20 protein-coding genes and 1 tRNA gene are annotated in these 22,752 nt (G+C 65.4%); 5 read left to right on the top strand and 16 right to left on the bottom strand.

Annotated features, from left to right (window positions below):
• The first annotated feature begins 87 nt into the window (after positions 1-87).
• The 3 genes from U8330_RS05845 (at position 88) to U8330_RS05835 (ending at position 2,608) form a co-directional block, all read left to right on the top strand.
• Positions 88-765 (top strand): hypothetical protein, encoded by a 678-nt coding sequence (locus tag U8330_RS05845; protein ID WP_323104198.1) that lies wholly within the window; start codon positions 88-90, stop codon positions 763-765.
• Positions 766-1,250: 485 nt separating this feature from the next.
• Complete coding sequence (locus U8330_RS05840; protein ID WP_323104197.1) at positions 1,251-1,511, top strand: hypothetical protein; 261 nt, start codon at positions 1,251-1,253, stop codon at positions 1,509-1,511.
• An 8-nt stretch (positions 1,512-1,519) separates the two neighbouring features.
• Positions 1,520-2,608 carry a tyrosine-type recombinase/integrase gene (locus U8330_RS05835; protein WP_323104196.1) on the top strand — a complete coding sequence of 363 codons (1,089 nt, stop codon included), beginning with the start codon at positions 1,520-1,522 and terminating at the stop codon, positions 2,606-2,608.
• 57 nt (positions 2,609-2,665) lie between these two features.
• Here U8330_RS05835 and U8330_RS05830 read toward each other — a convergent pair.
• A tRNA-Ile gene (locus tag U8330_RS05830) sits at positions 2,666-2,741 on the bottom strand.
• 307 nt (positions 2,742-3,048) lie between these two features.
• Here U8330_RS05830 and U8330_RS05825 point away from each other — a divergent pair.
• The gene (locus tag U8330_RS05825) at positions 3,049-3,792 is read left to right on the top strand and encodes an SIMPL domain-containing protein (RefSeq protein ID WP_323107191.1); all 744 of its coding nucleotides are present in this window, start codon (positions 3,049-3,051) and stop codon (positions 3,790-3,792) included.
• A gap of 328 nt (positions 3,793-4,120) precedes the next feature.
• On the opposite strand, the gene U8330_RS05820 is transcribed toward U8330_RS05825, so the two are convergent.
• From U8330_RS05820 to U8330_RS05760, 13 genes are all read right to left on the bottom strand, one after another.
• Positions 4,121-4,483, bottom strand: coding sequence for a hypothetical protein (locus U8330_RS05820; protein ID WP_323104195.1), 363 nt, complete (start codon positions 4,481-4,483; stop codon positions 4,121-4,123).
• A gap of 175 nt (positions 4,484-4,658) precedes the next feature.
• Entirely contained in the window at positions 4,659-5,063 is a 405-nt protein-coding gene (locus tag U8330_RS05815; protein WP_323104194.1) for a nuclear transport factor 2 family protein, read from the bottom strand.
• A gap of 119 nt (positions 5,064-5,182) precedes the next feature.
• Entirely contained in the window at positions 5,183-5,605 is a 423-nt protein-coding gene (locus tag U8330_RS05810; RefSeq protein WP_323104193.1) for a secondary thiamine-phosphate synthase enzyme YjbQ, read from the bottom strand.
• Positions 5,606-5,636: 31 nt separating this feature from the next.
• Positions 5,637-5,990, bottom strand: coding sequence for a DUF1428 domain-containing protein (locus tag U8330_RS05805; protein WP_323104192.1), 354 nt, complete (start codon positions 5,988-5,990; stop codon positions 5,637-5,639).
• 135 nt (positions 5,991-6,125) lie between these two features.
• Positions 6,126-7,196, bottom strand: coding sequence for a DUF930 domain-containing protein (locus U8330_RS05800; protein ID WP_323104191.1), 1,071 nt, complete (start codon positions 7,194-7,196; stop codon positions 6,126-6,128).
• 121 nt (positions 7,197-7,317) lie between these two features.
• Positions 7,318-7,959, bottom strand: coding sequence for a GNAT family N-acetyltransferase (locus tag U8330_RS05795; RefSeq protein ID WP_323104190.1), 642 nt, complete (start codon positions 7,957-7,959; stop codon positions 7,318-7,320).
• Positions 7,960-8,222: 263 nt separating this feature from the next.
• The gene (locus U8330_RS05790) at positions 8,223-8,795 is read right to left on the bottom strand and encodes a Uma2 family endonuclease (RefSeq protein WP_323104188.1); all 573 of its coding nucleotides are present in this window, start codon (positions 8,793-8,795) and stop codon (positions 8,223-8,225) included.
• A 131-nt stretch (positions 8,796-8,926) separates the two neighbouring features.
• Positions 8,927-9,499: a Uma2 family endonuclease gene (locus tag U8330_RS05785; protein WP_323104187.1), complete on the bottom strand. Its 573-nt coding sequence runs from the start codon at positions 9,497-9,499 to the stop codon at positions 8,927-8,929.
• Between the two features lie 119 nt (positions 9,500-9,618).
• Positions 9,619-11,667, bottom strand: a complete 2,049-nt coding sequence (gene rpoD, locus U8330_RS05780; protein WP_323104186.1) for an RNA polymerase sigma factor RpoD — start codon at positions 11,665-11,667, stop codon at positions 9,619-9,621.
• 603 nt (positions 11,668-12,270) lie between these two features.
• On the bottom strand, positions 12,271-12,894 hold the full coding sequence (locus U8330_RS05775) for a GNAT family N-acetyltransferase (protein ID WP_323104185.1): 624 nt from the start codon (positions 12,892-12,894) through the stop codon (positions 12,271-12,273).
• A 91-nt stretch (positions 12,895-12,985) separates the two neighbouring features.
• On the bottom strand, positions 12,986-14,845 hold the full coding sequence (gene recQ / locus U8330_RS05770) for a DNA helicase RecQ (protein ID WP_323104184.1): 1,860 nt from the start codon (positions 14,843-14,845) through the stop codon (positions 12,986-12,988).
• Between the two features lie 357 nt (positions 14,846-15,202).
• Positions 15,203-17,248, bottom strand: coding sequence for a DNA primase (gene dnaG, locus U8330_RS05765; protein ID WP_323107190.1), 2,046 nt, complete (start codon positions 17,246-17,248; stop codon positions 15,203-15,205).
• Positions 17,249-17,452: 204 nt separating this feature from the next.
• Positions 17,453-17,908: a GatB/YqeY domain-containing protein gene (locus U8330_RS05760; protein ID WP_323104183.1), complete on the bottom strand. Its 456-nt coding sequence runs from the start codon at positions 17,906-17,908 to the stop codon at positions 17,453-17,455.
• Between the two features lie 382 nt (positions 17,909-18,290).
• Between U8330_RS05760 and carA the strand changes: the two genes are divergently transcribed.
• Positions 18,291-19,529, top strand: coding sequence for a glutamine-hydrolyzing carbamoyl-phosphate synthase small subunit (gene carA / locus U8330_RS05755; protein ID WP_323104182.1), 1,239 nt, complete (start codon positions 18,291-18,293; stop codon positions 19,527-19,529).
• Between the two features lie 235 nt (positions 19,530-19,764).
• Here the strand turns inward: carA and U8330_RS05750 are convergent, their stop codons facing one another.
• Together U8330_RS05750 and U8330_RS05745 are read right to left on the bottom strand one after the other, a co-directional pair.
• On the bottom strand, positions 19,765-21,204 hold the full coding sequence (locus U8330_RS05750) for an MATE family efflux transporter (protein ID WP_323104181.1): 1,440 nt from the start codon (positions 21,202-21,204) through the stop codon (positions 19,765-19,767).
• Positions 21,205-21,494: 290 nt separating this feature from the next.
• The gene (locus U8330_RS05745) at positions 21,495-22,727 is read right to left on the bottom strand and encodes a TCR/Tet family MFS transporter (protein ID WP_323107189.1); all 1,233 of its coding nucleotides are present in this window, start codon (positions 22,725-22,727) and stop codon (positions 21,495-21,497) included.
• Positions 22,728-22,752: the final 25 nt, after the last annotated feature.

The raw sequence follows: 22,752 nt of genomic DNA, 5'->3' as shown, positions 1-22,752 counted from the left end.
GCGAGAAGTGCTGGATCGTGCCGTTCGACGCTTTTGAAAGCTTGCGTTCAGCCTGCGCCGCCCTCGCCGCTACGGAGGGCTCGGCCAATGTCTGATCGCCCGATCCTATTCTCCGCGCCGATGGTGCGCGCTTTGCTGGACGGCAGGAAGACGCAGACGCGGCGGACGCTGAAGTTTCAGCCCGCTCCAGAGATCAGCATCGTCCGAACGACAATCCGACCGGACGACGCAGAACCCTTTCATTCGTTCGAGCGTCGCAGCCTTTACGGTAACTATGCTGGCGAGATCGAGGTCAGGATTAAGCGCGGCGATCGCCTATGGGTAAAGGAAACCCATGCCATTGTCCCTCGCACTGCTTATCGCATGAGCGAAGGAGTGCAGCAGACGCTTCGGCCGGGCGACGATCACGATGCGGCAGTCTATGCCGCGAGCTGGGAGCACTCGAAGCCAGGACGGTGGCGTCCGTCCATCCACCAGCCCCGCTGGGCATCCCGCCTCACCCTGACTGTCACCGACGTGCGGGTAGAGCGCCTACAGGACATCAGCGAGATCGACGCGATTGCGGAAGGCTGCGGGCAGTATTCGAGCTCGACTAAACTCTCGCGCCCTTTCAACTCCGATTGGAAGGGCAGCTATCGCGAGGGCTATGCCGAGCTCTGGAATCAGATCAACGGCGCTGGCGCTTGGGAGGCTAATCCTTGGGTTGCCGCTTACACCTTCACCGTCCACCACGGCAACATCGACAAGATCGGCGGTGCAGCATGACTGACCAAACCCCCGCACCCCAACCCCGAGAGGTGGCACCTCGCTACGTACCGATTGGATTCCAGTGGCGCGGCCGGCTAAGCGTCAATGACCTTTGGTCGCCCTGGCGCGACGGGCCTTGCCCGGCGCTCGTACCCAAGGAAGCGAGATCGAGAAGCGGCGCGTGTACGTGCTCGCCGCCACGAAGGGCTCGGCCGATGAAGTTTGATCCGATCGCTTACGCCCTGCACTACGGCGGCAGGTGCCGAGACTGCGCCGACGCTTCCGGCGTTTGCCCAACAAGCGGGATGCCCTGCGATACAAGAGAGGCTGCGAAAGCTGCAAATCACTGTTTGAAAGCGTGGCAGTTCGGGATCGAGCACGATTACATCGACAACCCGTTTTCCACCGCGCCCCAATCTCGCACGCCTCTTGATCAGCTTCACGATCTGCCGTGCCTCATCAACCCGGAGCCAGAGTCGCCCCTAACTCAGGCGGAGGAATAAATGGCAACATCCCTCCGGCTGCACGATCCGGTAGCATACGCACCACGTGGTCTCTCGCGCGAAGAGGCTGCTCGCTACATCGGCGTTGGCACCACGAAATTCGATGAGATGGTCTCCGATCGCCGCATGCCGAAGCCAAAGCGCGTAGATGGGCGAACGATCTGGGACCGCATTGCGCTCGATGCTGCTTTCAGCGATCTGCCATCAGAAGGCGAGAACAGGATCGACGAGATATTGTCACGGAACAGCCGTCGTGCCTAATCTGATCAATGACTGACGACAGCTATCCATATGTTTCCGCATTCCGCGACCGGCACGGCAAGACTCGTTTTCGCTACCGACGCCATGGCAAGACGATTGCTTTGCCAGGAGCACCTGGCGAGCCTGAGTTCGAAGAGGCTTATTCTGCGGCGGTCGAGGGACGAGAACGACGCGTCGCGACGGTCGTAAGCCATCCGGGCAGCGCTCTACCCGGCTCCTTCAAGGCCGCGTGGAGAAAAGTGCAGCGTGGGCCAGAATGGCTGGCATTCGATCCACAGACACAGCTGAAGAACATGCGGCTCGCCGGCGAGTTTCTCACGCTGCAGGTCGCGCCACCGCACCCTGAGGTCTGGGGAGACATGGCCGTTCGCGATCTCAAGCGTCGGCATGTCAAAGAGATCCTGGCGCACTATGCAGCTACGCCACATAAGGCGAAGCACATACTCGTGGCGCTAAGGAAGATGATCGCGGTCGCCCTTGATGAGGAATGGATCGAAACTGATCCGACTTGGAAGCTCTCCTACCGCCCTGAATACGTTGGCTGGAGAGCTTGGACCGATGCCGAGCGCGAAGCGTTCGAGGCTCGGTGGCCGCTCGGCAGCACTCCCCGCACGGTTTACGGGCTCGCGCTATGGCTCGGGAACCGAAGGTCAGATTTGGCCAAGCTCGAGTGGTCCGCGTTTGATTTCCAGAGGGGACAAGTGGTGGTCGAGCAAACAAAGGGCGGGAAGAGGTTGGTCTTGCCTCTCACTCCCATGCTGCGCGAGATCCTGACGCCCCTGGAACGGAAGAGCCGATTCGTCATCGTGACCGCCTACGGTGAGCCTTTCTCGGATAAGTCTCTCACGGGACGAATGGCGGACTGGACCCATTCGGCCGGCTTGCCGAAAGGCTGCACAATCCACGGTCTCAGAAAGACACTTGGCAAGCTGCTTGCAGAGACAGGCGCGACGACTCGTCAGCTAATGGAGACGCTTGGCCACGATAATATCGAGCATGCCGAGCTCTACAGCCGCGCGGCTGAACAGCAGCGCCTCGCGCGCGACGCAATGAGCCGCCTGACAAGGAAATACAAGGCTGGGAAACCTACTGGCTAACTGCGTGGCTAACCACCTTGGCTAACCGCTACCCAAACCCTTGCGCTGCTAAGTTTTTGGTGGGCCCGGAGGGACTCGAACCCCCAACCAAGCGGTTATGAGCCGCCGGCTCTAACCATTGAGCTACAGGCCCTGAAGAGGCCGGGCGCGCCGGGGGCGTGGCCGGGGCGGCAGTCAATGGTGGCTGCGGCCGTTCAGCGGTCTAGACGAATTTGGCGGGCGTCACAAGCCACCGCCCCATTCCCTCCGCAATCCGCCGCGACAAGATGAGCCGGGACGGTCTTGCGGCGGCCCGCGGATCCGCCGGTCGCGCCGGCAGGCAAAGTGGGCGGCGCATGCAGGGCTGGGAGGTGCGGATCGGTGCCTCTGGCGGCGGTGCGGGCGGCCTAAAGCCTCGCCTCCAGGCCGTTCCTTCCGACCCTCGCTTGAAAGGACCCATGATGCCTGCCTTTTCCCCTCGCCGCTCGCCGCTTCGCGCAACGCTTGCCGGCGCGCTGCTTGCCTGCTCCGCCCTTCCCGCTTTCGCGGAGCCGCCGCCGCGCGAGCCGGTGATTGCCGTGACCGGGGAAGGCAATGCCTCGGTCGCGCCGGATATGGCGATCCTGAGCTTCAGCGTCGTCAGCGACGACAAGACGGCGCGGGGCGCGCTGGACAAGAACAATGCGGCGATGAGCGCGGTTTTGAACGGGCTGAAGGGCCAAGGGATCGCCGAACGCGACCTGCAGACGTCCGGCTTCGGGGTCAATCCGCAATATGTCTACCCCGACAACAACGGCGCGGAGCCGCGCCTGCCGCAACTGACCGGCTATCAGGTCGCCAACACGCTCTCGGTGCGCCTGCGCGACATCGCCAAGGTCGGCGCCGTGATCGACCAAATGGTCACGCTCGGCGTCAACCAGGGCGGGTCGATCACCTTTACCAACGACAAGCCCGAGGCAACGCTGACCGAAGCCCGCAAGAAGGCCGTTGCCGATGCCATGGCCAAGGCGCGCACCCTGGCAGAGGCTGCCGGCGTGACGCTCGGCCGCGTCGTCGAGCTGTCCGAGTCGAGCCCGCGGCCCGAGCCCGTGCCAATGGCCATGCGTGCCATGGCCAAGAACGATGCCGCCGAGGCCGTGCCGGTTGCAAACGGCGAAAACAGCTACAGCGTCAGCGTCACCATGACCTTCGCCATTGCACCCTGACGGGGCGGAGGAGAGTCACAAAAAGGGCCGCGTCCGAGGGATGCGGCCTTTTCATATCGGGTGGACAGTAAGGCGAAGCGACCTGTTCCGGAGGCTGGGTATCATGGCGGTAGAGGCGCGCGGATGTCGCCCCTTCGATCGCACCTTGACCTACGGTATCGCGAAGCGCTTCGGCGGCGAGACGGGTCCTGACCGCCGCCGAAGGCTCTTGGGCCGGCCCGCAATTGACCGGCTCCAAGCTGGTTTGGTCAGACCGCATGGTCGCGCCGAGGCCTAAGAGGGATGTCCTCTCAGGTTTGATCCGCAACCTTGCAGGTCTTCACCGGTTTTAGCGCAGGCGGGGGCACCCGCGGACATTGGCGAAATCGACCCGGCGCCAGTCACCATAGCGCCGGCCTTCGACCACCACGCGGCGCGGGGTCACCGCAACCACGCGGGCGGCACGCAGACCGCTGGCACGGGCCTTGTCGGCGGCCAGCCAGGGCGCGCAGCGACCGCGGCTCGGGCGGGCCGCATAATGCGGGCGATGGTGATGGCGCCAGTCGCGCCCTTCCCGATACTGCACGGTAACCGGACCGGAAGAATGGAGGCCGAGCGTGATGCTGTCGGCCGCGGCAGAGCCGGCGGTCGCGCCAAGGCCGGACAGGCCGATGACAGCAGCGGCAATGAGGTGGCGGATGGTCGTCTTCATGGCAGATCTCCCAATCGTCGATCCCGACTTCCGGGACCGGATCTCGCGGCCTGCTTGTGTCGGGGCCGTCGATTGAGTGTCAACCTAGACTAACCAAGCTGAACGCACTCCCAACCGGCCGTTCAGCCTTCGTTCAGGTGGCGACGGCGGTTCGCCGGGCTGGCGATGCGTTGGTCTATCGGTTCAGCTGCTGTTCGAAGATGCGCTGGTTGCGGTAATGGGTGAGACGGGTAACAAGCCCCCCCTCGATCTCGAACACGAAGACGCTCGGGATCGAATAGGACTGGTCGCTTGCTTCCACCATGCCCGGAAAGGTTTCGCGATAGCGGCCCCGCGCGGTGACGTCGACAGCCGCGCGCTGGCCGAGCGCATCATGCATGATGACCATATCGGCGAATTGCTCGTCGAAATGACGGAAATAGCCCATGACCGCCATGCGCAACGGCAGCGCGCCGATCGTGCGCTGGCCGGAGAGCGAATCGAGCGCCACGTCTTCGTCGATCAGCTGGGCGATCGTTTCGAAATCGCGCTCGTTCAGCGCCTGCATGAAGCGGCCGGCAACGGCCTGCGCGTCGGTCATGTCTACTCTCCCTGTCCTCCGCCGGCCCTTCTCTGACGGAAAGGTCCGAAGCATGTTTCAGAATGTCTTCATAGAGCGTGGCATCGCGCGTGTCATGCCTGCTCTGCGCGCCCGGCTCCTCAAGCTCCCAGATGCAGCACGATGTCGCGCTGGTGCGGCCGTGCCCTGTGCTCGAAGAGATAGATCCCCTGCCATTGGCCGAGCAGAAGCCGGCCGCGCGAGACCGGAATGCCGAGCGAGACGGCGGTCAACGCCGCCTTGATATGGGCCGGCATGTCGTCCGGGCCCTCGTCGGTATGGATGATATAGTCCATCGACGGATCGTCGGAGCGCGGGACAAGCCGCGCGAAAAAGGCATCGAGATCGCGCCGCACATCGGGATCGGCATTTTCCTGGATCAGCAGCGAGCAGGAGGTATGGCGCACGAAGACCGTCAACAGCCCCTCCTCCGTTCCCGTCGCCGCAACGAATTCGGCGGCGGCGCGGGTGAATTCGTAGAGGCCGGCGCCGCGGGTGGAAAGCGTCAGGCGTGTCTGGGGCATGATGTCCTCACAGCAGCAGAAAGGCACGGTTTCATCCGCTGACGACGCATTCGAAGCCGCCATATATCATGCGCTTGCCATCGAAAGGCAGAGCCTCCGGATCGACCTGCATGCGCGGATCGGCCATGACCTTCTTGAGAATCTCGTCGCGCGCGGTGCGGGATTCATAGGTGATCCAGGCGAAGACGACCACCTCCTCCGACGTGGCGAGCACGGCACGCGGGAAGGAGGTGAGATCGCCATAGGGTACGTCATCGCCGACACATTCGACATAGCTCAGCGCGCCATATTCCTTCCAGACCATGCTCGCCGTGCGGGCCAGCACCTTGTAATCTTCCAGCCGCTCGCGCGGCACAGCCAGAACGAAACCGTCGACATAGGACATGACACACCCTCCTCCATAAGAACGGCGGCGCGGCTTCGATAAGAAGATACGCGCCCGGCTTATCAGTCAAAGATCGGGCAGATCGGCGATTTGTCCAGCAATCTTCCTCTGGGCCGCCGCAAAAATGCAGCAGGATCAGTCCACGTTCAGGTTCCGCGCCGCCCATTCGGAGCGCGGCACGACGGCGCCGAGCGCGAAGCGGAACTCAGTGACAGCCGTGACCTCGGCATCGACGCTGCATTCGAAGGCGACGTTTCGCCAGACCCCGCGCGAGCGCACCGCGCCGCCGCTGGCGGTCAGCTGCGTCGCGCCTTGTCGCCTGCCCCGGTTCGACGACGGAACGAGAAGATCCGGCGTAAAGCCGCTGTGCCGCACCTGCTCCAGAAGCTCGATCGAACAGATCTGGCTCATGCGGCGGCCTGGCGGCAGCTTGGAAAGCGCGCCGCGCACGCGTGGATCGGCAAGAATCTCCTTGGCGAACAGGGTCTGCGCCTTGCGCAGTTCCGGAGCGGTCGCTTGCTCCTTCGCCGGTGTGGCATGGGGCTTTGCCTGCGGCCGCGGAGGGCGCGCGGGTACGAAAGCCGCAACTTCGGCCGGGCTCATCGTGGGATCGCCTTCGGCCTTCGCGGGGTCACCCGCCGCAGGCGGCGGTGGCGCATCGTTCGACACCGCATGGCCGCCCTTTGTCGACAGAAGCGGTGGCGTGGCGGCGGTCGCGGAGATCTGCTGCTCGTCGACGCTGCCTTCTGTAACGGTCTTGCTCGTCGCTTTCGCTTCCGCAGAGGGCGGTGCGGGCGGCTGAGGATCGGTGGGCGTTGCGGCGGCGGGCGCCGAGCTCTCTTCGGCCGCGGCGGCGGGCTGGCTCGCGGCTCGTGATGGATTGTCCTCGGGCGGTGACGGCGGCGTTCCCTGCGGTGGTTCCTGGGGGGCCTCACGAGCCGAGGATTCGAACGGAGGCGGCGCGCCGCTGGAGGCCGGCGCTTCTGCGCCGGGTTTTGGTGGTGCTGCGGCGGGGCGCTCGGTCCTGGCAGCCTTGGGTGTATCCGCCTGCTTTTCTTCCGGCGGGGGCGGCTGCGGCGGCGGGGGCGGCGGCACCAGCTCGACCGGCACGCTCTCCTGCGAAGCCGCCGCCGGCTTCTCCGGAACTTGGAACAGAAAGGGCGCGGCGACCAGCCCGTGGATCACCAGCGAGGCGGCGACAGCCAAGGCGAAGCAGCGGGATGTGCGGGCCGGCAGGGGTTCGGACATGATCCCTGCCGCTTACCCGCTCGGTGCGGCAAGGCCAAGACCGGATAGGCTGGCCTTACCGATTTTCCGCGGAGCGCCTTCATGCCGCAGGCCGGTTGGGGGACTTGCTCGTGGTCTGCAGCGCGGGAACCAGGAGAGCCATGGACAGAATATCCACATGGAGGCCATTGCGGAAGCCGGCCGCGCGATGCCGCCCCTCGGTCACGAACCCCATCTTCTCATAAAGGGCAATGGCGCCGGCATTGTCGGCAAAGACCTGCAGCTCGATGCGCAGCAGTTGCATCCAGTTGAAGCCGCTGTCGAGCACCGCCTCCAGCAGGGCCTGTCCGATGCCGCGACGCTGATAGGCGTCATGCACGCCCAAACCAAGCAGTGCCACATGCTGGCGGCGCCCGGAAAAGCACCGCAGCCCTGCCGAGCCGACGATCATGCCTGCCGCTTCCGCGATCAGATCCACATTGGCGGAGGCGCTGTCGGACAGCCAACGGCGCGTCGCTTCCTCGCTCTGGAACGGCTGCCGCATCGTACCGGCGCGAAACAGCGGCAGATTGGCAAGCGCGGCAAGGCCCTCGGCATCGCGCGGCTCTGCGGCACGCAGGACGATGCCGCTGTGCTGCAGCCGCGCAACAGCATCGCCCGCGCCGCTCCATGGCCATAGCCCGCCCCTTTCCGGCGCGGCCATCATCTCGTCCTGGTGATTATTGAATTCCTGATCGGCCATCGGCCCTCTCCTGTGTCGGTAAAACAACCGCCAGGGAGAGCCGCGACACAGCGCCCGCCGAGGCGGGGGTCGCGGAACTGTTTCAGGACGTCACGCCAGCCACAGTCCTCCACGCCCCCAGGGAGCGAGAGTCGTGGTCGTGAGAAGGGGTGCGCGCTGGAACATGAGGGAAGCCTAACACGCCGCTGGAAAATGGCAAGTCCTCCGGACCGCTCTTTCGAAGGCGCCGATGCATGCCTAAGCGCGGTGCGCGGCGCTCTGGCTCAGGCCGGCATGTCGGCGATCGTGACGGAAAGCGCGGGGATAAGCAGCGGCACAAGTGGCTCGCCTTCGGGAACGAGACGGATCTCCCCGTAGCCTTCCGGCTGCGGGTCGCGGTGCACATGCGTCTGTCGGCGGTCGGCATCGATGACCCAGTAGTCGCGCACGCCAAGCCTGGCATAGAGGGCGGCCTTGCGGCCGAGATCGTAGCCGATCGAGCTTGAGGACAGCTCGATGATCAGCAGCGATTGCGCGGCCGGCACCTGATCGATGCGCAGGCTTGCCGGATAGAAGAGAAAGTCCGGCTCCAGATAGGTATAGCGATCGACCCTCCAGCCGGCTTCCTGCGTGAACAGGACGGTGTCAGGGCGATTGCGCCCGAAGAAGAGATTGAGCTGAGTCCTCAGCCATTCATGCGGCACGCCCTTTGCGGACATCTGCAGGATCATCCCCTCGACGAGTTCCAGCCTTTCCTCCGGCGCGAAAATTCCAAGCTCCGACATCTTGTCGAATTCCTCGACCGTGATCAGCCGCGGGCCAACCGCGTCAGGCGGCGGGGTATAGGCGAGGTTCATGGGCGCATTCCTCACAGCAGCGAGCGATGGCTTGCAGCCGACCCTGTTTCACTGAGCACAGACAGCTTCGGATAAACCCGGCATTCGCAGAGATTTGACCCAAGGCAAGACCCTTTCGAGGAGCCAACGTGTCAGGCCGGCATGTCGGCGACCCTGACGGGAAGCGCCGGGATCAGCAGCGGCACGACCGTTTCGCTTTCGGGAACGATGCGGATCTCGCCATAGCCCTCCGGCTGCGGGTCGCGGTGCACATGCGTCTGCCGGCGGTCGGCATCGATGACCCAGTAGTCGCGCACGCCGAGCCTGGCATAGAGCGAGGCCTTGCGGCCGAGATCGTAGCGAAGCGAGCTTGAGGACAGCTCGATAATCAGCAGCGATTGCGCGGCCGGCACCTGATCGATGCGCAGGCTTGCGGGATAGAAGAGAAAGTCGGGTTCCAGATAGGTAAAGCGATCGACCCTCCAGCCGGCCTCCTGCGTGAACTGAACGGGGTCTGGCGTATGGCGGCCGAAATACCGGTTCAGCTGGGTCTTCAGCCATTCATGCGGCACACCCTTGGCACTCATCTGCAGGATCATCCCCTCGACGAGTTCCAGCCTTTCTTCCGGCGCGAAAATGCCGAGCTCCGACATTTTGTCGAATTCCTCGACGGTGATGAGCCGCGGGCCGACATCGTCCGGCGGCGGGCTATAGGCGAGGTTCATGGGCACAGTCCTCACGGCGGCAGGGATGTGTTTCAGCATAATCTGTTTCGAGGGTCGTGAAAAGCAAAGAGGGCGACCCGCGGGCCGCCCTCTTCGTTTCTGATCGCGCTGTTTCTTGCTCAGCTGTCGAGGAAGCTGCGCAGCTTGCGCGAGCGGCTCGGATGCTTGAGCTTGCGCAGCGCCTTGGCTTCGATCTGGCGGATACGCTCGCGCGTGACCGAGAACTGCTGGCCGACTTCTTCCAGCGTGTGGTCGGTGTTCATGCCGATACCGAAGCGCATGCGCAGGACACGCTCCTCACGCGGGGTGAGCGAGGCCAGGACACGGGTCGTCGTTTCGCGCAGATTCGCCTGGATCGCCGCATCGATCGGCAGCAGCGCATTCTTGTCCTCGATGAAGTCGCCCAGATGGCTGTCTTCCTCGTCGCCCACGGGGGTTTCGAGCGAGATCGGCTCCTTGGCGATCTTCAGGACCTTGCGGACCTTTTCGAGCGGCATGGCGAGCTTTTCGGCCAGTTCTTCCGGCGTCGGCTCGCGGCCGATCTCGTGCAGCATCTGGCGCGAGGTGCGGACGATCTTGTTGATCGTCTCGATCATATGCACCGGGATGCGGATGGTGCGGGCCTGGTCGGCGATCGAGCGGGTGATCGCCTGCCGGATCCACCAGGTGGCATAGGTCGAGAACTTGTAGCCGCGCCGATATTCGAACTTATCGACCGCCTTCATCAGGCCGATATTGCCCTCCTGGATCAGATCCAGGAACTGCAGGCCGCGATTGGTGTATTTCTTGGCGATCGAAATCACCAGGCGAAGGTTGGCTTCGACCATTTCCTTCTTGGCGATGCGCGCTTCGCGCTCGCCCTTCTGGACCATATGGACGATGCGGCGGAACTCGGCGATGGAAATGCCGGTTTCGGTGGCGAGACTGTGGATCTCGCCGCGGATCTGGCGGATCGTGCGATCCTCGCTCTTGGCGAAATCCTTCCAGCCGCGCGCCGTCAGGCTGGCGATCGCGCTCATCCAGTTCGGATCAAGCTCCGAGCCGGAATAGTTTTCCAGGAAAGAATCGCGCTTGACGCCATAGCTCTCGGCCAGCCGCAGCAGCTTGCCCTCGTTCTGAACGAGCCGCTTGTTGATGTCATAGAGCTGCTCGACCAGGTTATCGACGCGATTCTGGTTGAGCGAGAGCGACTTGACGGCGGTGATCAGCTCGTCCTTCAGCTCCTTGTACTTGCGCTCCTGAGCCGGAGACAGGGTGGCGGACGCGTTCATCCGCGCCTCGACCTCATGATCCTGCAGCTTGCGCAGTTTCTTGTAGGTCTCGGCAATGGTGTCGAGCGTTTCCATGACCTGCGGGCGCAGTTCCGCTTCCATGGCGGCGAGCGAGAGGTTGGACTCGTCGTCGTCCTCTTCCTCTTCCTCCGGCGGCAGGCCCTCGCCGCCGACATTGGTGATGTCGTCGTCGGAGGACCGCGCCTTGCGGGTGCGCTCCTTCTCTTCCGCCGCCTTGCGATCGGCCTCGATCTTTTCCGGGCTCTGGAATTGCGGCGCAGCCTTGGCTTCCGGGCCGGAATAGGTGGTTTCGAGATCGATGATCTCGCGCAGCAGCGTCTGGCCTTCGTTCAGTTCGTCGCGCCAGATGATGATCGCCTGGAAGGTGAGCGGGCTCTCGCAGAGCCCGGCGATCATCGTTTCGCGGCCGGCCTCGATGCGCTTGGCGATGGCGATTTCGCCTTCGCGCGAGAGCAGCTCCACCGAGCCCATCTCACGCAGATACATGCGCACGGGGTCGTCGGTGCGGTCGGTCGGCTCTTTCTTCTTGGCGGTGGCGAGCGCGGTGGAGCCGGAGGTGGCGATCTCGCCGCCCTCGGATTCCTCGTCCGCATCGACGGCATCCGGCTCTTCGCCGGCCGCCTCGTCGACTTCCTCGTCCTCGACGACGTTGATGCCCATGTCGGACAGCATCGCCATGGTGTCTTCGATCTGCTCGGAGGTCACCTCTTCGGAAGGCAGTACCGAGTTCAGCTCGTCCATGGTCACATAGCCGCGCTTCTTGGCGGCCTTGATCATCTTCTTGACCGCGTCGTCCGAGAGGTCGAGAAGCGGGCCGTCGGCGGTGCCGTCGCGTTCAACGTCAGCTTCTTCGTTCTCTTTGACTTTGGTTGCCATTCTTCGTCGCTTTCCCTGGACCTGCATTCCACTCATTCGACCACCGGGCTGCTAGCCCCCCGGCTGTCAACGAATGCGCCCTACGCCTTTTGCGCGCCGACCGGACACACCCCGCCGATCGAAACGCGTCTGTCTTCAATCTGTTTCGCCTGGATCCTTCGATCCGGACCTCGTGTCTCGAACCCGTGCGACCGCACTGTCAAACCGGCTCGAACTTTCTCCAAGATCGAGACGGACTGCAGTAACGGGCGGATGATTAATGCCTGATGAACCACGTCGCACACTCATGGCAGTATCGGCTGGCCGCCTTCGCGGCGCGTCGTGAACACCTCTTGCACGAGGATCGTTTCCGCCGTATCGAAGAAACAGGAAACGAGCCGGAACGGTGATTCCCAGATTCTTGCGTCCAGTCAAGCCTTTCCGCCCCTTTTGGCTGCAATAAGGCATTTTTCGCGCTGACTTGGCCGTTTTCCCGCGGACCGCATTCGTCTTCGCAGCCAGAGATAGGCATTGCGGCGGCAAAGACAAGGGCCTGCCGAACACGGATCGCGCCTTCCGGTTTCACACGTTTCGCTGTCGTCGCTGGATCCGAAAACGATCTGCTCAGCTTTCCCCTACCATGAGCATCGGGATCTGCGGCGCTGCGTTTCGGGACAGATGACCGGTCAGACGTGGATCCTCGATCACCTCGACCAGCGTCGCATAGGGGACGAAGCCGGCACGCCGGTAGAAGGCGATCGCCTTCGGGTGGTCGAAATGGCAGGTATGCACCCAGAGCCGGCCGATCGGCCGGGACCAGGCGCGCTCAAGGGCGTGGGCCATCATCACCCAGCCAACCCCTGAACCGACCGCCTCCGCCGCAAGGCCGAAAAAGGCGATCTCCCCCTCGCCCTCGACCCTGAAATCGAGCTCGACCAGCCCGATGGCGCCCGCATCATCGAAGAGAACGAAGAGCTCGACCTGCGGATCATGGAGAATGGCGCGGAGCGCCTCGTCGTCAAGCTCCAGGCGCGAACTCCAGAGAAACTCCTCGCCCACCCGCCGGAAAAGATCGCGATAGGCGGCAAGATCCGGTGCAGCCTGCCGCTCCAGCCTGAGGCCGCGCGGCATGTCGGGGCGGGTGATCTGCGGCCGCGCCCGCATCTCCAGGCAGGTGACGACGGTGACGAGCTGCCCCTCGGCAACGGGGGAATAGCCAAGCGGCAGCACGGGGTTGGTTGTCAGCATGGATGTCTCCTCTCCCCTCGGCCCGCGCTGCGCGGGGTCTGCTTCGGCCGGCTTCTCTTCGTCCGGCTCGTCCTGGTTGGCGCACAGCGCCTCAGTCCGCCTCGGCGATCGCCTTCAGGAAGAGCGCGCCATAGCGCTCCTTCTTCGACTGGCCGATGCCCGGTACCTGCAGGAGAGCGGTTTCGCTTGCCGGACGCTCCTTGGCAAGCGCGATCAGCGTCGTATCGGGAAAGATCACATAGGGCGGCACGCTCATCTCCTTGGCGAGCCTGGAGCGGAGGGCCCGCAGCGTTTCGAACACGGCGAGATCGCGGCCGGACAGGGTCGTGCGCGCCGCCGGCGATCCGCCCTTGCTGTGCCGCACGGCGCCGGATTTCACCGGCCGGTCCTTGCGCAGCCGGACGGTCGTCTCCTTGCGGAACACGCCCCGCGCCGACGGCTCCAGCTTCAACGCGCCAAAGGCCCCGTGATCGACGGACAGATAGCCTGCCGCCAGCAGCTGGCGCAGGATCGATTGCCAGCTTCGGGCCGGCAGGTCGCGCCCCGCGCCGAAGACCGGCATGTCCTGATGGCCGAAGCGCGTCGTCTTCTCGTTCACCGTCCCCATCAGCACGTCGACCACATGGCCGGCGCCGAACCGCTCGCCGGTGCGGTAGACGGCGGCCAGCGCCTTGATCGCCGCCTCGGTCCCGTCCCAGGTCTCCACCGGGTTCAGGCAGGTGTCGCAGGCGCCGCAGCCGCCCGGATGCGGCTCGCCGAAATGGGCGAGGATCGCCTGGCGCCGGCAGCCCGCCGTCTCGCAGATCGCCAGCAGCGCGGTGAGCTTGCCGCGCTCGATGCGCTTGATCTCGTCCGCCGCCTGGCCCTCGTCGATCATCCGCCGCCGCTGGATGACATCGCTCATGCCATAGGCCATCCAGGCGTCCGACGGCAGGCCATCGCGACCCGCCCGGCCCGTCTCCTGGTAATAGGCCTCGACCGAGCCCGGCAGGTCGAGATGGGCGACATAGCGCACGTCCGGCTTGTCGATCCCCATGCCGAAGGCGACCGTCGCCACGAGGCAGAGCCCCTCCTCCTTGAGAAAGGCATCCTGATTGGCGTCACGCACCGCGCGGTCGAGGCCGGCATGGTAGGGAAGAGCCCGGATTCCCTGATCGGAAAGGAAGCTCGCCGTCTCCTCCACCTTGGCGCGCGACAGGCAATAGACGATGCCGCTCTCGCCCTCGTGGCGCGCCAGAAAGGCCAGCAGCTGGCGGCGCGGCTGGTCGCGCTCGACGATCTCGTAGGAGATGTTCGGCCGGTCGAAACTGGTGGTGAAGACGCGGGCCTCGCCAAGCTGCAGACGCTCGATCATGTCGGCTCGCGTCATCGGGTCGGCCGTGGCCGTCAGCGCCATCCGGGGAACGCCGGGATAGAGCGTCGCGAGAGCCCCGAGCTCGCGGTAATCGGGCCGGAAATCATGGCCCCATTGCGAGACGCAATGCGCCTCGTCGATCGCGATCAGGGCGAGCGGCGCATCGGCGATCATCGCGCGGAACCCCTCGGTCATCACCCGCTCCGGGGTCACATAGAGAAAATCGAGCGCATTCGCCTCGATGGCCCGGCGAATCTCCAGCCAGTCCTCGCGCGACAGCGTCGAGTTCAGCGCCGCGGCACGCACGCCCAGCTGGCGCAGCGCCTCCACCTGATCGCGCATCAGCGCGATCAGCGGCGACACGACGATGCCGAGGCCCGGCCGGCAGAGCGCCGGAACCTGGAAGCAGAGCGACTTGCCGGCTCCGGTGGGAAAGAGAACCACCGCATCGCCGCCCGCCGTCACATGCTCGACCACGGCCGCCTGCTCGCCGCGGAAGGCCGAATAGCCGTAGACAGCCTTGAGGATCGCAAGCGGGTTGGCCCGGCCCTTCTCCGCGAACAGGGGGTCGATACGCGCCTCGGTCGAACGGGCCATCTCTCTCGCTTTCCGGCGCCTTCCGCCTGTCAGTCTCGTTGCCGCAGACCGCCGGTCCGGCTGCGGCCCGTTCGTTCTCATCAGCGCGGCGAGCCGCACATGGCCCCATTTTCGCTGCATCGACCCCTGCCCGCAACCCGTCCTGATCGTTCCCGACGCTTATGCACATGCCACGCAAATTTGTTCTTGATTTGTTCAAGAGTCAATATTAGCCATGACGCGGAGAGCATTTTTTTGAGCGGGGACGATGGCATGCGATCGGTGGTCGATCTCGTTTGCCTCTTCATGTGCCGGATCGTGGCCCTGCTGTGGCAGGCGGGGAAAGGGAACGGCACCCGCGTGCGGCGCCGGTCATCGTCAGCGCGGGCCGCCCTTGGTGCGACCGGACAGGACACCGAAGCCGTCGACGATCGCCTCCTGGTTTTCCAGCCGCGTCGCCTCGTCCTGCACGGCCTGAAGGCTGACGAGGATGCGTGCTTCCTCCGCCTCGTCGCCCTCGGCCATCGCCTGAACCAAATCGCGCTCCAGCTCGCGCAGCTGCGCGATCAGCGCCTTCCAGCGCTTGTGGAAGGCGAGAGACTGGCGAAAGCCTTCCAGCGCATCGGCAGGGTCGGCCGCCGTCGTCGCGGTCCAGATGCGCGCGAAGCGGATCTGCTGGTCGAGCTGGGCGAGAAGCGGTGCCAGGCCGGCCGCCTCCAGGCTTTCGACCAGCGTCTCGCGCGTCAGGCGCGCGCCCTTGGCCGCAGCCGCGTTCATCACCGCGCCCCACAGCTTCTGCAGATCGCGGCTGTCGTAATCGATCGTGGAAATGTCGTCATACTCGGCGAAGAGAAGGCTCGGATGGTTGACGACCGTCAGGGCCAGCACGCTTTCGCGCAAGGCCGGCAGCGTGCGCGCACCGGCCACGATCGCCGAGCGCGCCAGGCGGTCGGATATGCCGGCTGGCGCCTGCGCGGCAGCCGAAGGGAAGCGCTCGCCGCCCCGCCCCCGTCCGCCGTCCTGGCCGCCGGGGCCTTGGCGCCGGCGCTCGCCGGCCGCGCCGCGCGGCCCGCCCGCCCGTGCCGCGAAGCCGCCGCGCGAACCGCCGAACAGAGCGTTCATCCGTTCGCGCATCGCCTGGCCGTAATGACGCCGCACGCTCTCGTCGCCGATCACGGCCACCACCTGTTTCAGCCGTTCCTCCAGTGCTGCGCGCTGCTCCGGCGTGTCGAGGCGCAAGCCCTGCGTCTCGCGGGTGAAGACCATGTCGGAGAGCGAGCGCGCGGCGGCAAGCACCCGGTCGAAGGGAGCCCGCCCGTCCTCCTTGACGAGATCGTCGGGATCCTTGCCGTCCGGCAGCAGGGCGAAGCGCACGGAGTGGCCGGGTTTCAAGGCCGGCAGCGCCACATCGACCGCACGCGCGGCCGCCCGCAGGCCGGCGGCATCGCCATCGAAGCAGAGGATCGGCTCCGGCGTCACCCGCCAAAGAAGAGCAAGCTGGTTTTCCGTCAGCGCCGTGCCGAGCGGCGCGACCGCGGTCTCGAACCCGGCCTGGTTGAGCGCGATCACATCCATATAGCCCTCGACCGCCACCAGAGTCGGCCCGGTCCCCTCGGCCCCGGACGCCGTCGCGGCGCGCTGGGCGAGGCTGAGCGCCGTGCGGGCACGGGCGAAATTATAGAGCACATTGCCCTTGTGGAAGAGCGCCGTCTCGTTGGAATTCAGATATTTGGCCTGCGCGTCCTTGGCCATGGCCCGCCCGCCGAAGGCAATTACCCGCTCGCGGCTGGACAGGATCGGAAACATGATGCGATCGCGGAACCGGTCGTAGGAGACCGGGATATCCGGGCCATGGACGACGAGGCCGCAGGCCTCGATCTCCTCCCGGCCGACCGAACGCGACGCCAGATGTTCTTTCAGCGCATTGCGGCTGTCGGGCGCAAAGCCCAGCCGGAACTTCTGGATGGTCTGGCCGGACAGGCCGCGCTCACGCAGATAAGCGCGGGCGCGCGTCCCGGCGGCGGTCTGCAATTGCTGCTCGAAGAACTGCGCGGCCATTTCCATGACGTCTTCAAGCGTGGCGCGCGCCCGATCCTGCTTTTCCGCCTGCGGGTCCGGCTTCGGCATGGCGATGCCGGCCATGTCCGCCACCCGCTCCACCGCTTCAGGGAAGCTCAGGCCGTCGAGTTCGGTCAGGAAGCGGAAATGGTCGCCCGAAACCCCGCAGCCGAAACAGTGATAGCGGCCCTTGCGGTCCTCGCAATGAAAACTCGGCGACTTTTCGCCGTGGAAGGGGCAGCAGGCCCAGTAATCGCCGCGCGAAACATTCGTCTTGCGCTTGTCCCAGCTCACGCGCTTGCCGATCACGTCGGAAATCGGCACGCGGTCTTTGATCTCATCGAGGAAGCTGGTGGAGAAGCGCATGGCGATCCTATAATCGACCGGCAGGCCTCTGACCATCTCTGCCGCGGCGCGTCCGTCCCTCATGCCCGCTGTTCACAGGCGTTCTGTTCACGGCCCCCTCGTTCGCACGCCCGCCCCGTCCTGCTGCGCAGCGCGCAGGGTGTTCCGGCGGACCCGCGATCGGGCGCTGCCGATCGCCGCCGCCGACCGTCCTTTGCGGGCGCGTCAGCCGTTCGACAGGAGCGACTTCAGGAGGCCGGAGGCCTTGGAGAAGTCCATCTCGCCGGTGTGCCGCTCCTTCAGCAGCGCCATGACCTTGCCCATGTCGCGCGGGCTCGTGGCGCCCGCATCGGCAACCGCCGCCTTCACGGCCGCGTCCAGCGCGCTGTCGGAGAGCTGGGCCGGCTGGAATTCGGCGATGATGGCGATCTCCTCGCGCTCTTGCTTGGCCAGCTCCGGGCGCCCCGCCTCGTCGTAGAGACGCGCCGATTCCTCGCGCTGCTTGACCATCTTGGCGAGGATCTGCAGGATCTCCTCCTCGCTCGCCTCGCCCTTGCCGACCCCGCGATTGGCAATGTCGCGGTCCTTCAGCGCGGCCTGGACGAGGCGCAGCGTCGAGACGCGGCGGGAATCCTTGGCCTTCATCGCGGTCTTCAAGGCGTCGTTGATGGTCGTGCGCATGGCCGGTCTCTCCGTCTCGTGGCAGGCTGTCTCTCGAACCGCCCTTCTAGACCATCGCCCGCCCCCCACGCAAATCGCGTCTCCCGCTTGGAACCCGCTGCAGACCGCCATCAGGCCTGTTGCCCAAAGAGCGCCGGGACCCGGAGCCGGCCTAAGCTTTGGCCCTCGCCCTGCATTTTGCCGAGGATCTCCTTCCGTTTTCGGCGCCTGCGCCTGTCCGGCCTGTTGACCCTGCCGGGCTGGACGACTATGTCGAGGACCTGCACCAAAGAGAGCGACCTCGTTGACCACCCCGGCCCGGCCGGCGGGGGCCCGAGCCCGCGAGAAGCCTGGCGCGCGGCCGTTTTGGAACCGCCGGCGCGCGAAAAACGGGATGACCAGAATGACCGATCTGCAGAGCGAACCGACGAGCCGCGCCCCCACCGCCCCCTGGAGCGAGGAGCGACCGACCGCTGTCCTGGTTCTTGCCGATGGCACGGTCATCGAAGGCAAGGGCATCGGCGCCACCGGCTCGGTCCAGGCGGAAGTCGTCTTCAACACGGCGCTGACGGGCTATCAGGAGATCCTCACCGACCCCTCCTATCTCGGGCAGATCGTCACCTTCACCTTCCCGCATATCGGCAATGTGGGCGCCAATGACGAGGATATCGAGGATCTGACGCCGGCGGCCCGCCACGGCGCGGTCGGCGTCATCTTCAAGGCCGATATGACCGATCCGTCCAACTACCGCGCCGCCCGGCATCTCGACGCCTGGTTGAAGGCGCGCGGCATGATCGGCCTCTGCGGCATCGACACGCGCGCCCTGACGAGCTGGATCCGCGAGAACGGCGCGCCGAACGCCGTCATCGCGCACGAGCCGTCCGGCGCCTTCGATCTCGAGGCGCTGAAGGCCGAGGCCAGGGCCTGGAGCGGTCTCGAGGGTCTCGATCTCGCCAAGGTCGCCTCCTCCGGCCAGACCAGCCACTGGACGGAGACGCCGTGGATCTGGAACGAAGGCAGCGCCGAGCTCGCGGCAGACAAGGCCCGCTATCATGTCGTTTGCGTCGATTACGGCGTGAAGCGCAATATCCTGCGTCTCTTTACCGGGCTCGATTGCAAGGTGACCGTGGTTCCGGCCACCAGCTCGGCGGAGGATGTGCTGGCGCTGAAGCCGGATGGCGTCTTTTTGTCCAACGGCCCGGGCGATCCGGCGGCAACCGGCGCCTATGCCGTGCCGATGGTGCAGGCGTTGATGCGCACCGATCTTCCGGTCTTCGGCATCTGCCTCGGCCATCAGATCCTCGGCCTGGCGCTCGGCGCGACCACGGCGAAGATGCATCAGGGCCATCACGGCGCCAATCATCCGGTCAAGGACCACACGACGGGCAAGGTCGAAATCGTGTCCATGAACCACGGCTTCGCGGTTGATAGCGGCTCGTTGCCCGAGGGTGTCGAGGAAACCCATGTTTCGCTGTTCGATGGCACCAATTGCGGGCTGCGGGTCACCGGCAAGCCGGTCTTCTCGGTCCAGCATCATCCCGAAGCCTCCCCCGGCCCGCAGGACAGCCACTATCTCTTCCGCCGTTTCGTCAATCTCCTGCGCGAGAAGAAGGGCGAAGCGGCTCTGCCGGAACGGGCCTGACGCTGCCGCAACCCCTTCGGCCGTGAGCACAAGAGACACCGCCTGCCGGGCGGCTTCGGCTTGCGGCTTCGCAATCGGGTCCGGCCCCGCATAACGGCACGGGCCAGCACATCGGCCTTGCAGAAGGCGCATGAACCAAGGGGCCGGACGATCATCGTCCGGCCCCTTTCCGCTTCTTGGTTTGAATCATCGCAAGCATGGGCCGCGCGAATCGCGCGCAAACGCGAGGCTGCGGTCAGTGGAAGGCTATGGCCGAAACCGGCGCAGCGGCGCTCGGCCGGGAGAGGTCGAGCCGCTTCAGGAGCCGGAAGAAGCGCCAATTCAGCATGACCGCCGCCGCGCAGAGGCCGATCAGGAAGCCGTACCAGACCCCCTTCCCGCCGATCTGAAGCGGAAAGGCGAGCAGGAAGGCGCAGGCAAAGCCGATCGGCCAATAGGAGACGAGCGCGAGGATCATCGGCACCGTCGTGTCCTTCAACCCGCGCAGCATGCCCGCCGCCACCGCCTGCAGCCCATCGGCCAGCTGGAACAGGCCGGCAATGACGATCAGCGGCCCGGCATAGGCGAGCACCGCCGCCGCATCCGGCCGGCCGGGGTCGAGATAGAGCGTCGCCAGCGCATAGGGCATGATCGAAAAGATCGCCGAGCCGAGAACGGCAAAGGCGCAGCCGAGAGCGAGCACGGTCAGCGCTGCACGGCGGATGCCCTCCCGGTCGCCGCGCCCATGGGCGATGCCGATCCGCACCGTCGCCGCCTGGGCGAGCCCGAGCGGAATCATGAAGGCGATCGAGGCGAACTGCATGGCGATGCCATGCGCGGCCAGCGCCACCGTGCCGAAGGTCCCCATCAGCAGCGAGGCGACGGTGAAGAGGCTGACCTCGGCCAGAATGGTCAGCGCGATCGGCAGGCCGAGCAGAAAGACCTCCTTCAGCGCGCCGAAATCCGGGCGCCAGAAGCGCACGAAGATCTCATAGGCACGCAGCTCCGCCCGCGTCTCGATATAGGCGATAATCAGCAGAAGGCCGCAGACCGAGACGCCGAGCGCCGCCCAGGCCGCGCCGCGAATGCCCATGGCCGGAAAGCCGAAGTGACCATAGATCAGCAGGTAGCAAAGCACAGCATTCACCGCCACGGTCGCCAAAGTGACGTAGAGAATGATGCCCGCGCGCTCGAGACCGGAGAGGAAGGCCCGCAGGACCATGAAGACGAGGCTTGGAAACACACCCCATTGGGCGATGCGCAGATAGGTGCCCGCCAGTCGCGCGACCTCCGGATCCTGGCCCGCCTTGAGCAGGATGGCCTCGGCGAAGAACAGCACCGGCGCGGTGACGATGCCGTAGAGGATGACGGCCCAGATGCCCATGCGCACGGCGCGGCGCACCGACACGGGGTCGCCGCGGCCGATCGCCTGGGCTGCCATGGGCACGACGGCATTGGCAAAGCCTGAGCCGAAGACGAAGACGGTGAAGAACATCTGCGTCGCCAGCACCACGGCCGCAAGCTGCGTCGGCCCGAGCCGGCCGACCATCACCACGTCGGTTGCGTTGATCGCAAGCTGCGCCAGCTGCGCGCCGATGAAGGGCACGCCGAGAAAGAGCGTCGCCCGGAGATGACCGGGCCAGGAATTGTCTCCCTCATGCGCGGGCACCGCCGGTGCGCTGGAAACGGTGGTCATGATGCATGCCTTTCACGCCTGGTGCGTCGCGCGGACAATGCGGAATCCCGGCGGCGGGCGGAAAGCATGCCGCATGGGGAGAAGGGATCGGACCGGGTGCGCAGGACGCCGGCCGGGTGCGACAGGGCCCCGGCGAACGCTGGCTGCTTAGCCGATCGCGCCGAAAAAGGCCAGTCGGCGGCAGGAAGGCGCGAGAGAATTCATCGAAGGATCACAAAAGCTGATCGGTCCGCCGTCCGTCCTGCCGGCTCCCGCCGCGCGATCCGCAAGGTGGGTGGTCGCCGCTCTGCTCAGCCTTTCGCCGCCACGCCGGCCCCCTTCAGCCGCGCGCGATAGACGAGAAGGGCAAGCAGGATCAGGACGGCCGAGAGCAGGAAGGGAGCGCCTGCAAAGGTCACGGGCGCATCCGGCCGGGTGAAGACGCCGAAGACATAGGCAAACAGCAGCGGGCCGAGAATGGTGGTGAAGGAGGAGATGCTGGAGAGCGCGCCCTGCAGCTCGCCCTGCGCCGAGGGCGGCACCTTGGCGGCGGCGATCGAGCGCAGGGGCGGATCGGCCAGTGCTTCCAGGCAGGTGGCGACGATTACTGCATAGATCATCCAGCCCTGGCTGGAAAAAGCATAGCCGAGAAGCCCCAGCGCGCAGAAGCCGAGGCCAATCGCCCCGGCCCGATATTCGCCGAGCCGTGGAATGGCCCGCGGCAGCACAAGTCCCATGACGATGGCGCTGAAAATGCCGAAAACGCCGAGCGAGAGGCCGATCTCGCCCTCGCTCCAGCCGAAGCGCAGCGCCGAGACGAAGGACCAGACGGCGGGATAGACCGCATGCGCCTGCCAGTAGAGAAAGAAGACGAGCAGAACGGGCGCGATGCCCGGATAATGCCGCATCTGCCGCAGCGCGCCCAGCGGATTGGCACGGCGCCAGTCGAAGGGTCGGCGCAGCGCCTTCGGCAGCGTTTCGGGCAGCAGGAAGAAGGCGATGATGAAATTGACGAAGGACAGCAGCGCCGCGCCGAAAAAGGGCACGCGCGGTCCGAACTCACCAAGCAGGCCGCCGATCACCGGACCAAGGGCAAACCCCGTGCCGAAGGCAATTCCGATCAGCCCGAAATTGCGGGCGCGGTTGCTGTCGTCGGAGACATCGGCGATGAAGGCGGAGGCCGTGGAAAAGCTGGCGCCGGAAATGCCCGCCAGAATGCGCCCGACGAACAGCATGGCATAGCTCGTCGCCAGAGCGCAGATCAGATTGTCGAGCGCGAAGGTCAGTACCGAGGCAAGCAGGATGGGCCGCCGCCCGAAGCGATCGGAGAGATTGCCGATCAGCGGCGCGAAGAGAAACTGCATGCCGGAATAGACGAAGAGCAGCCAGCCTCCGTCGATGGCCGCGTCGCTCAGCGAATCGCCGGTCAACTCGGCCAGAAAGCTCGGCAGAACGGGCATGATGATCGCAATGCCCATGATGTCGAGAAAGAGGATCGTGAAGACGAGGATCAGCCCTCGCCGCGCCTCTGCTGCCTCGACCATCATCCCGCCTCCGCTCGCGACTTCG

This window comes from Rhizobium sp. CC-YZS058 (assembly GCF_034720595.1).
In the GTDB taxonomy this organism is placed as follows: domain Bacteria; phylum Pseudomonadota; class Alphaproteobacteria; order Rhizobiales; family Rhizobiaceae; genus Ferranicluibacter.
Note: the sequence above shows the minus strand (reverse complement) of the source record. Positions and strands in the feature narration are given on the sequence as shown.

Coding starts and splice junctions, on each gene's coding strand:
- U8330_RS05840 (WP_323104197.1), top strand. CDS start 1,251: ATGGCAACATCCCTCCGGCTGCACGATCCGGTAGCATACGCACCACGT.
- U8330_RS05775 (WP_323104185.1), bottom strand. CDS start 12,894: ATGCTGACAACCAACCCCGTGCTGCCGCTTGGCTATTCCCCCGTTGCC.
- U8330_RS05825 (WP_323107191.1), top strand. CDS start 3,049: ATGCCTGCCTTTTCCCCTCGCCGCTCGCCGCTTCGCGCAACGCTTGCC.
- rpoD (WP_323104186.1), bottom strand. CDS start 11,667: ATGGCAACCAAAGTCAAAGAGAACGAAGAAGCTGACGTTGAACGCGAC.
- U8330_RS05785 (WP_323104187.1), bottom strand. CDS start 9,499: ATGAACCTCGCCTATAGCCCGCCGCCGGACGATGTCGGCCCGCGGCTC.
- carA (WP_323104182.1), top strand. CDS start 18,291: ATGACCGATCTGCAGAGCGAACCGACGAGCCGCGCCCCCACCGCCCCC.
- U8330_RS05845 (WP_323104198.1), top strand. CDS start 88: ATGTCTGATCGCCCGATCCTATTCTCCGCGCCGATGGTGCGCGCTTTG.
- U8330_RS05835 (WP_323104196.1), top strand. CDS start 1,520: ATGACTGACGACAGCTATCCATATGTTTCCGCATTCCGCGACCGGCAC.
- U8330_RS05760 (WP_323104183.1), bottom strand. CDS start 17,908: ATGCGCACGACCATCAACGACGCCTTGAAGACCGCGATGAAGGCCAAG.
- recQ (WP_323104184.1), bottom strand. CDS start 14,845: ATGGCCCGTTCGACCGAGGCGCGTATCGACCCCCTGTTCGCGGAGAAG.
- U8330_RS05810 (WP_323104193.1), bottom strand. CDS start 5,605: ATGCCCCAGACACGCCTGACGCTTTCCACCCGCGGCGCCGGCCTCTAC.
- U8330_RS05795 (WP_323104190.1), bottom strand. CDS start 7,959: ATGGCCGATCAGGAATTCAATAATCACCAGGACGAGATGATGGCCGCG.
- U8330_RS05820 (WP_323104195.1), bottom strand. CDS start 4,483: ATGAAGACGACCATCCGCCACCTCATTGCCGCTGCTGTCATCGGCCTG.
- U8330_RS05745 (WP_323107189.1), bottom strand. CDS start 22,727: ATGGTCGAGGCAGCAGAGGCGCGGCGAGGGCTGATCCTCGTCTTCACG.
- U8330_RS05790 (WP_323104188.1), bottom strand. CDS start 8,795: ATGAACCTCGCCTATACCCCGCCGCCTGACGCGGTTGGCCCGCGGCTG.
- U8330_RS05815 (WP_323104194.1), bottom strand. CDS start 5,063: ATGACCGACGCGCAGGCCGTTGCCGGCCGCTTCATGCAGGCGCTGAAC.
- U8330_RS05750 (WP_323104181.1), bottom strand. CDS start 21,204: ATGACCACCGTTTCCAGCGCACCGGCGGTGCCCGCGCATGAGGGAGAC.
- U8330_RS05805 (WP_323104192.1), bottom strand. CDS start 5,990: ATGTCCTATGTCGACGGTTTCGTTCTGGCTGTGCCGCGCGAGCGGCTG.
- dnaG (WP_323107190.1), bottom strand. CDS start 17,248: ATGCGCTTCTCCACCAGCTTCCTCGATGAGATCAAAGACCGCGTGCCG.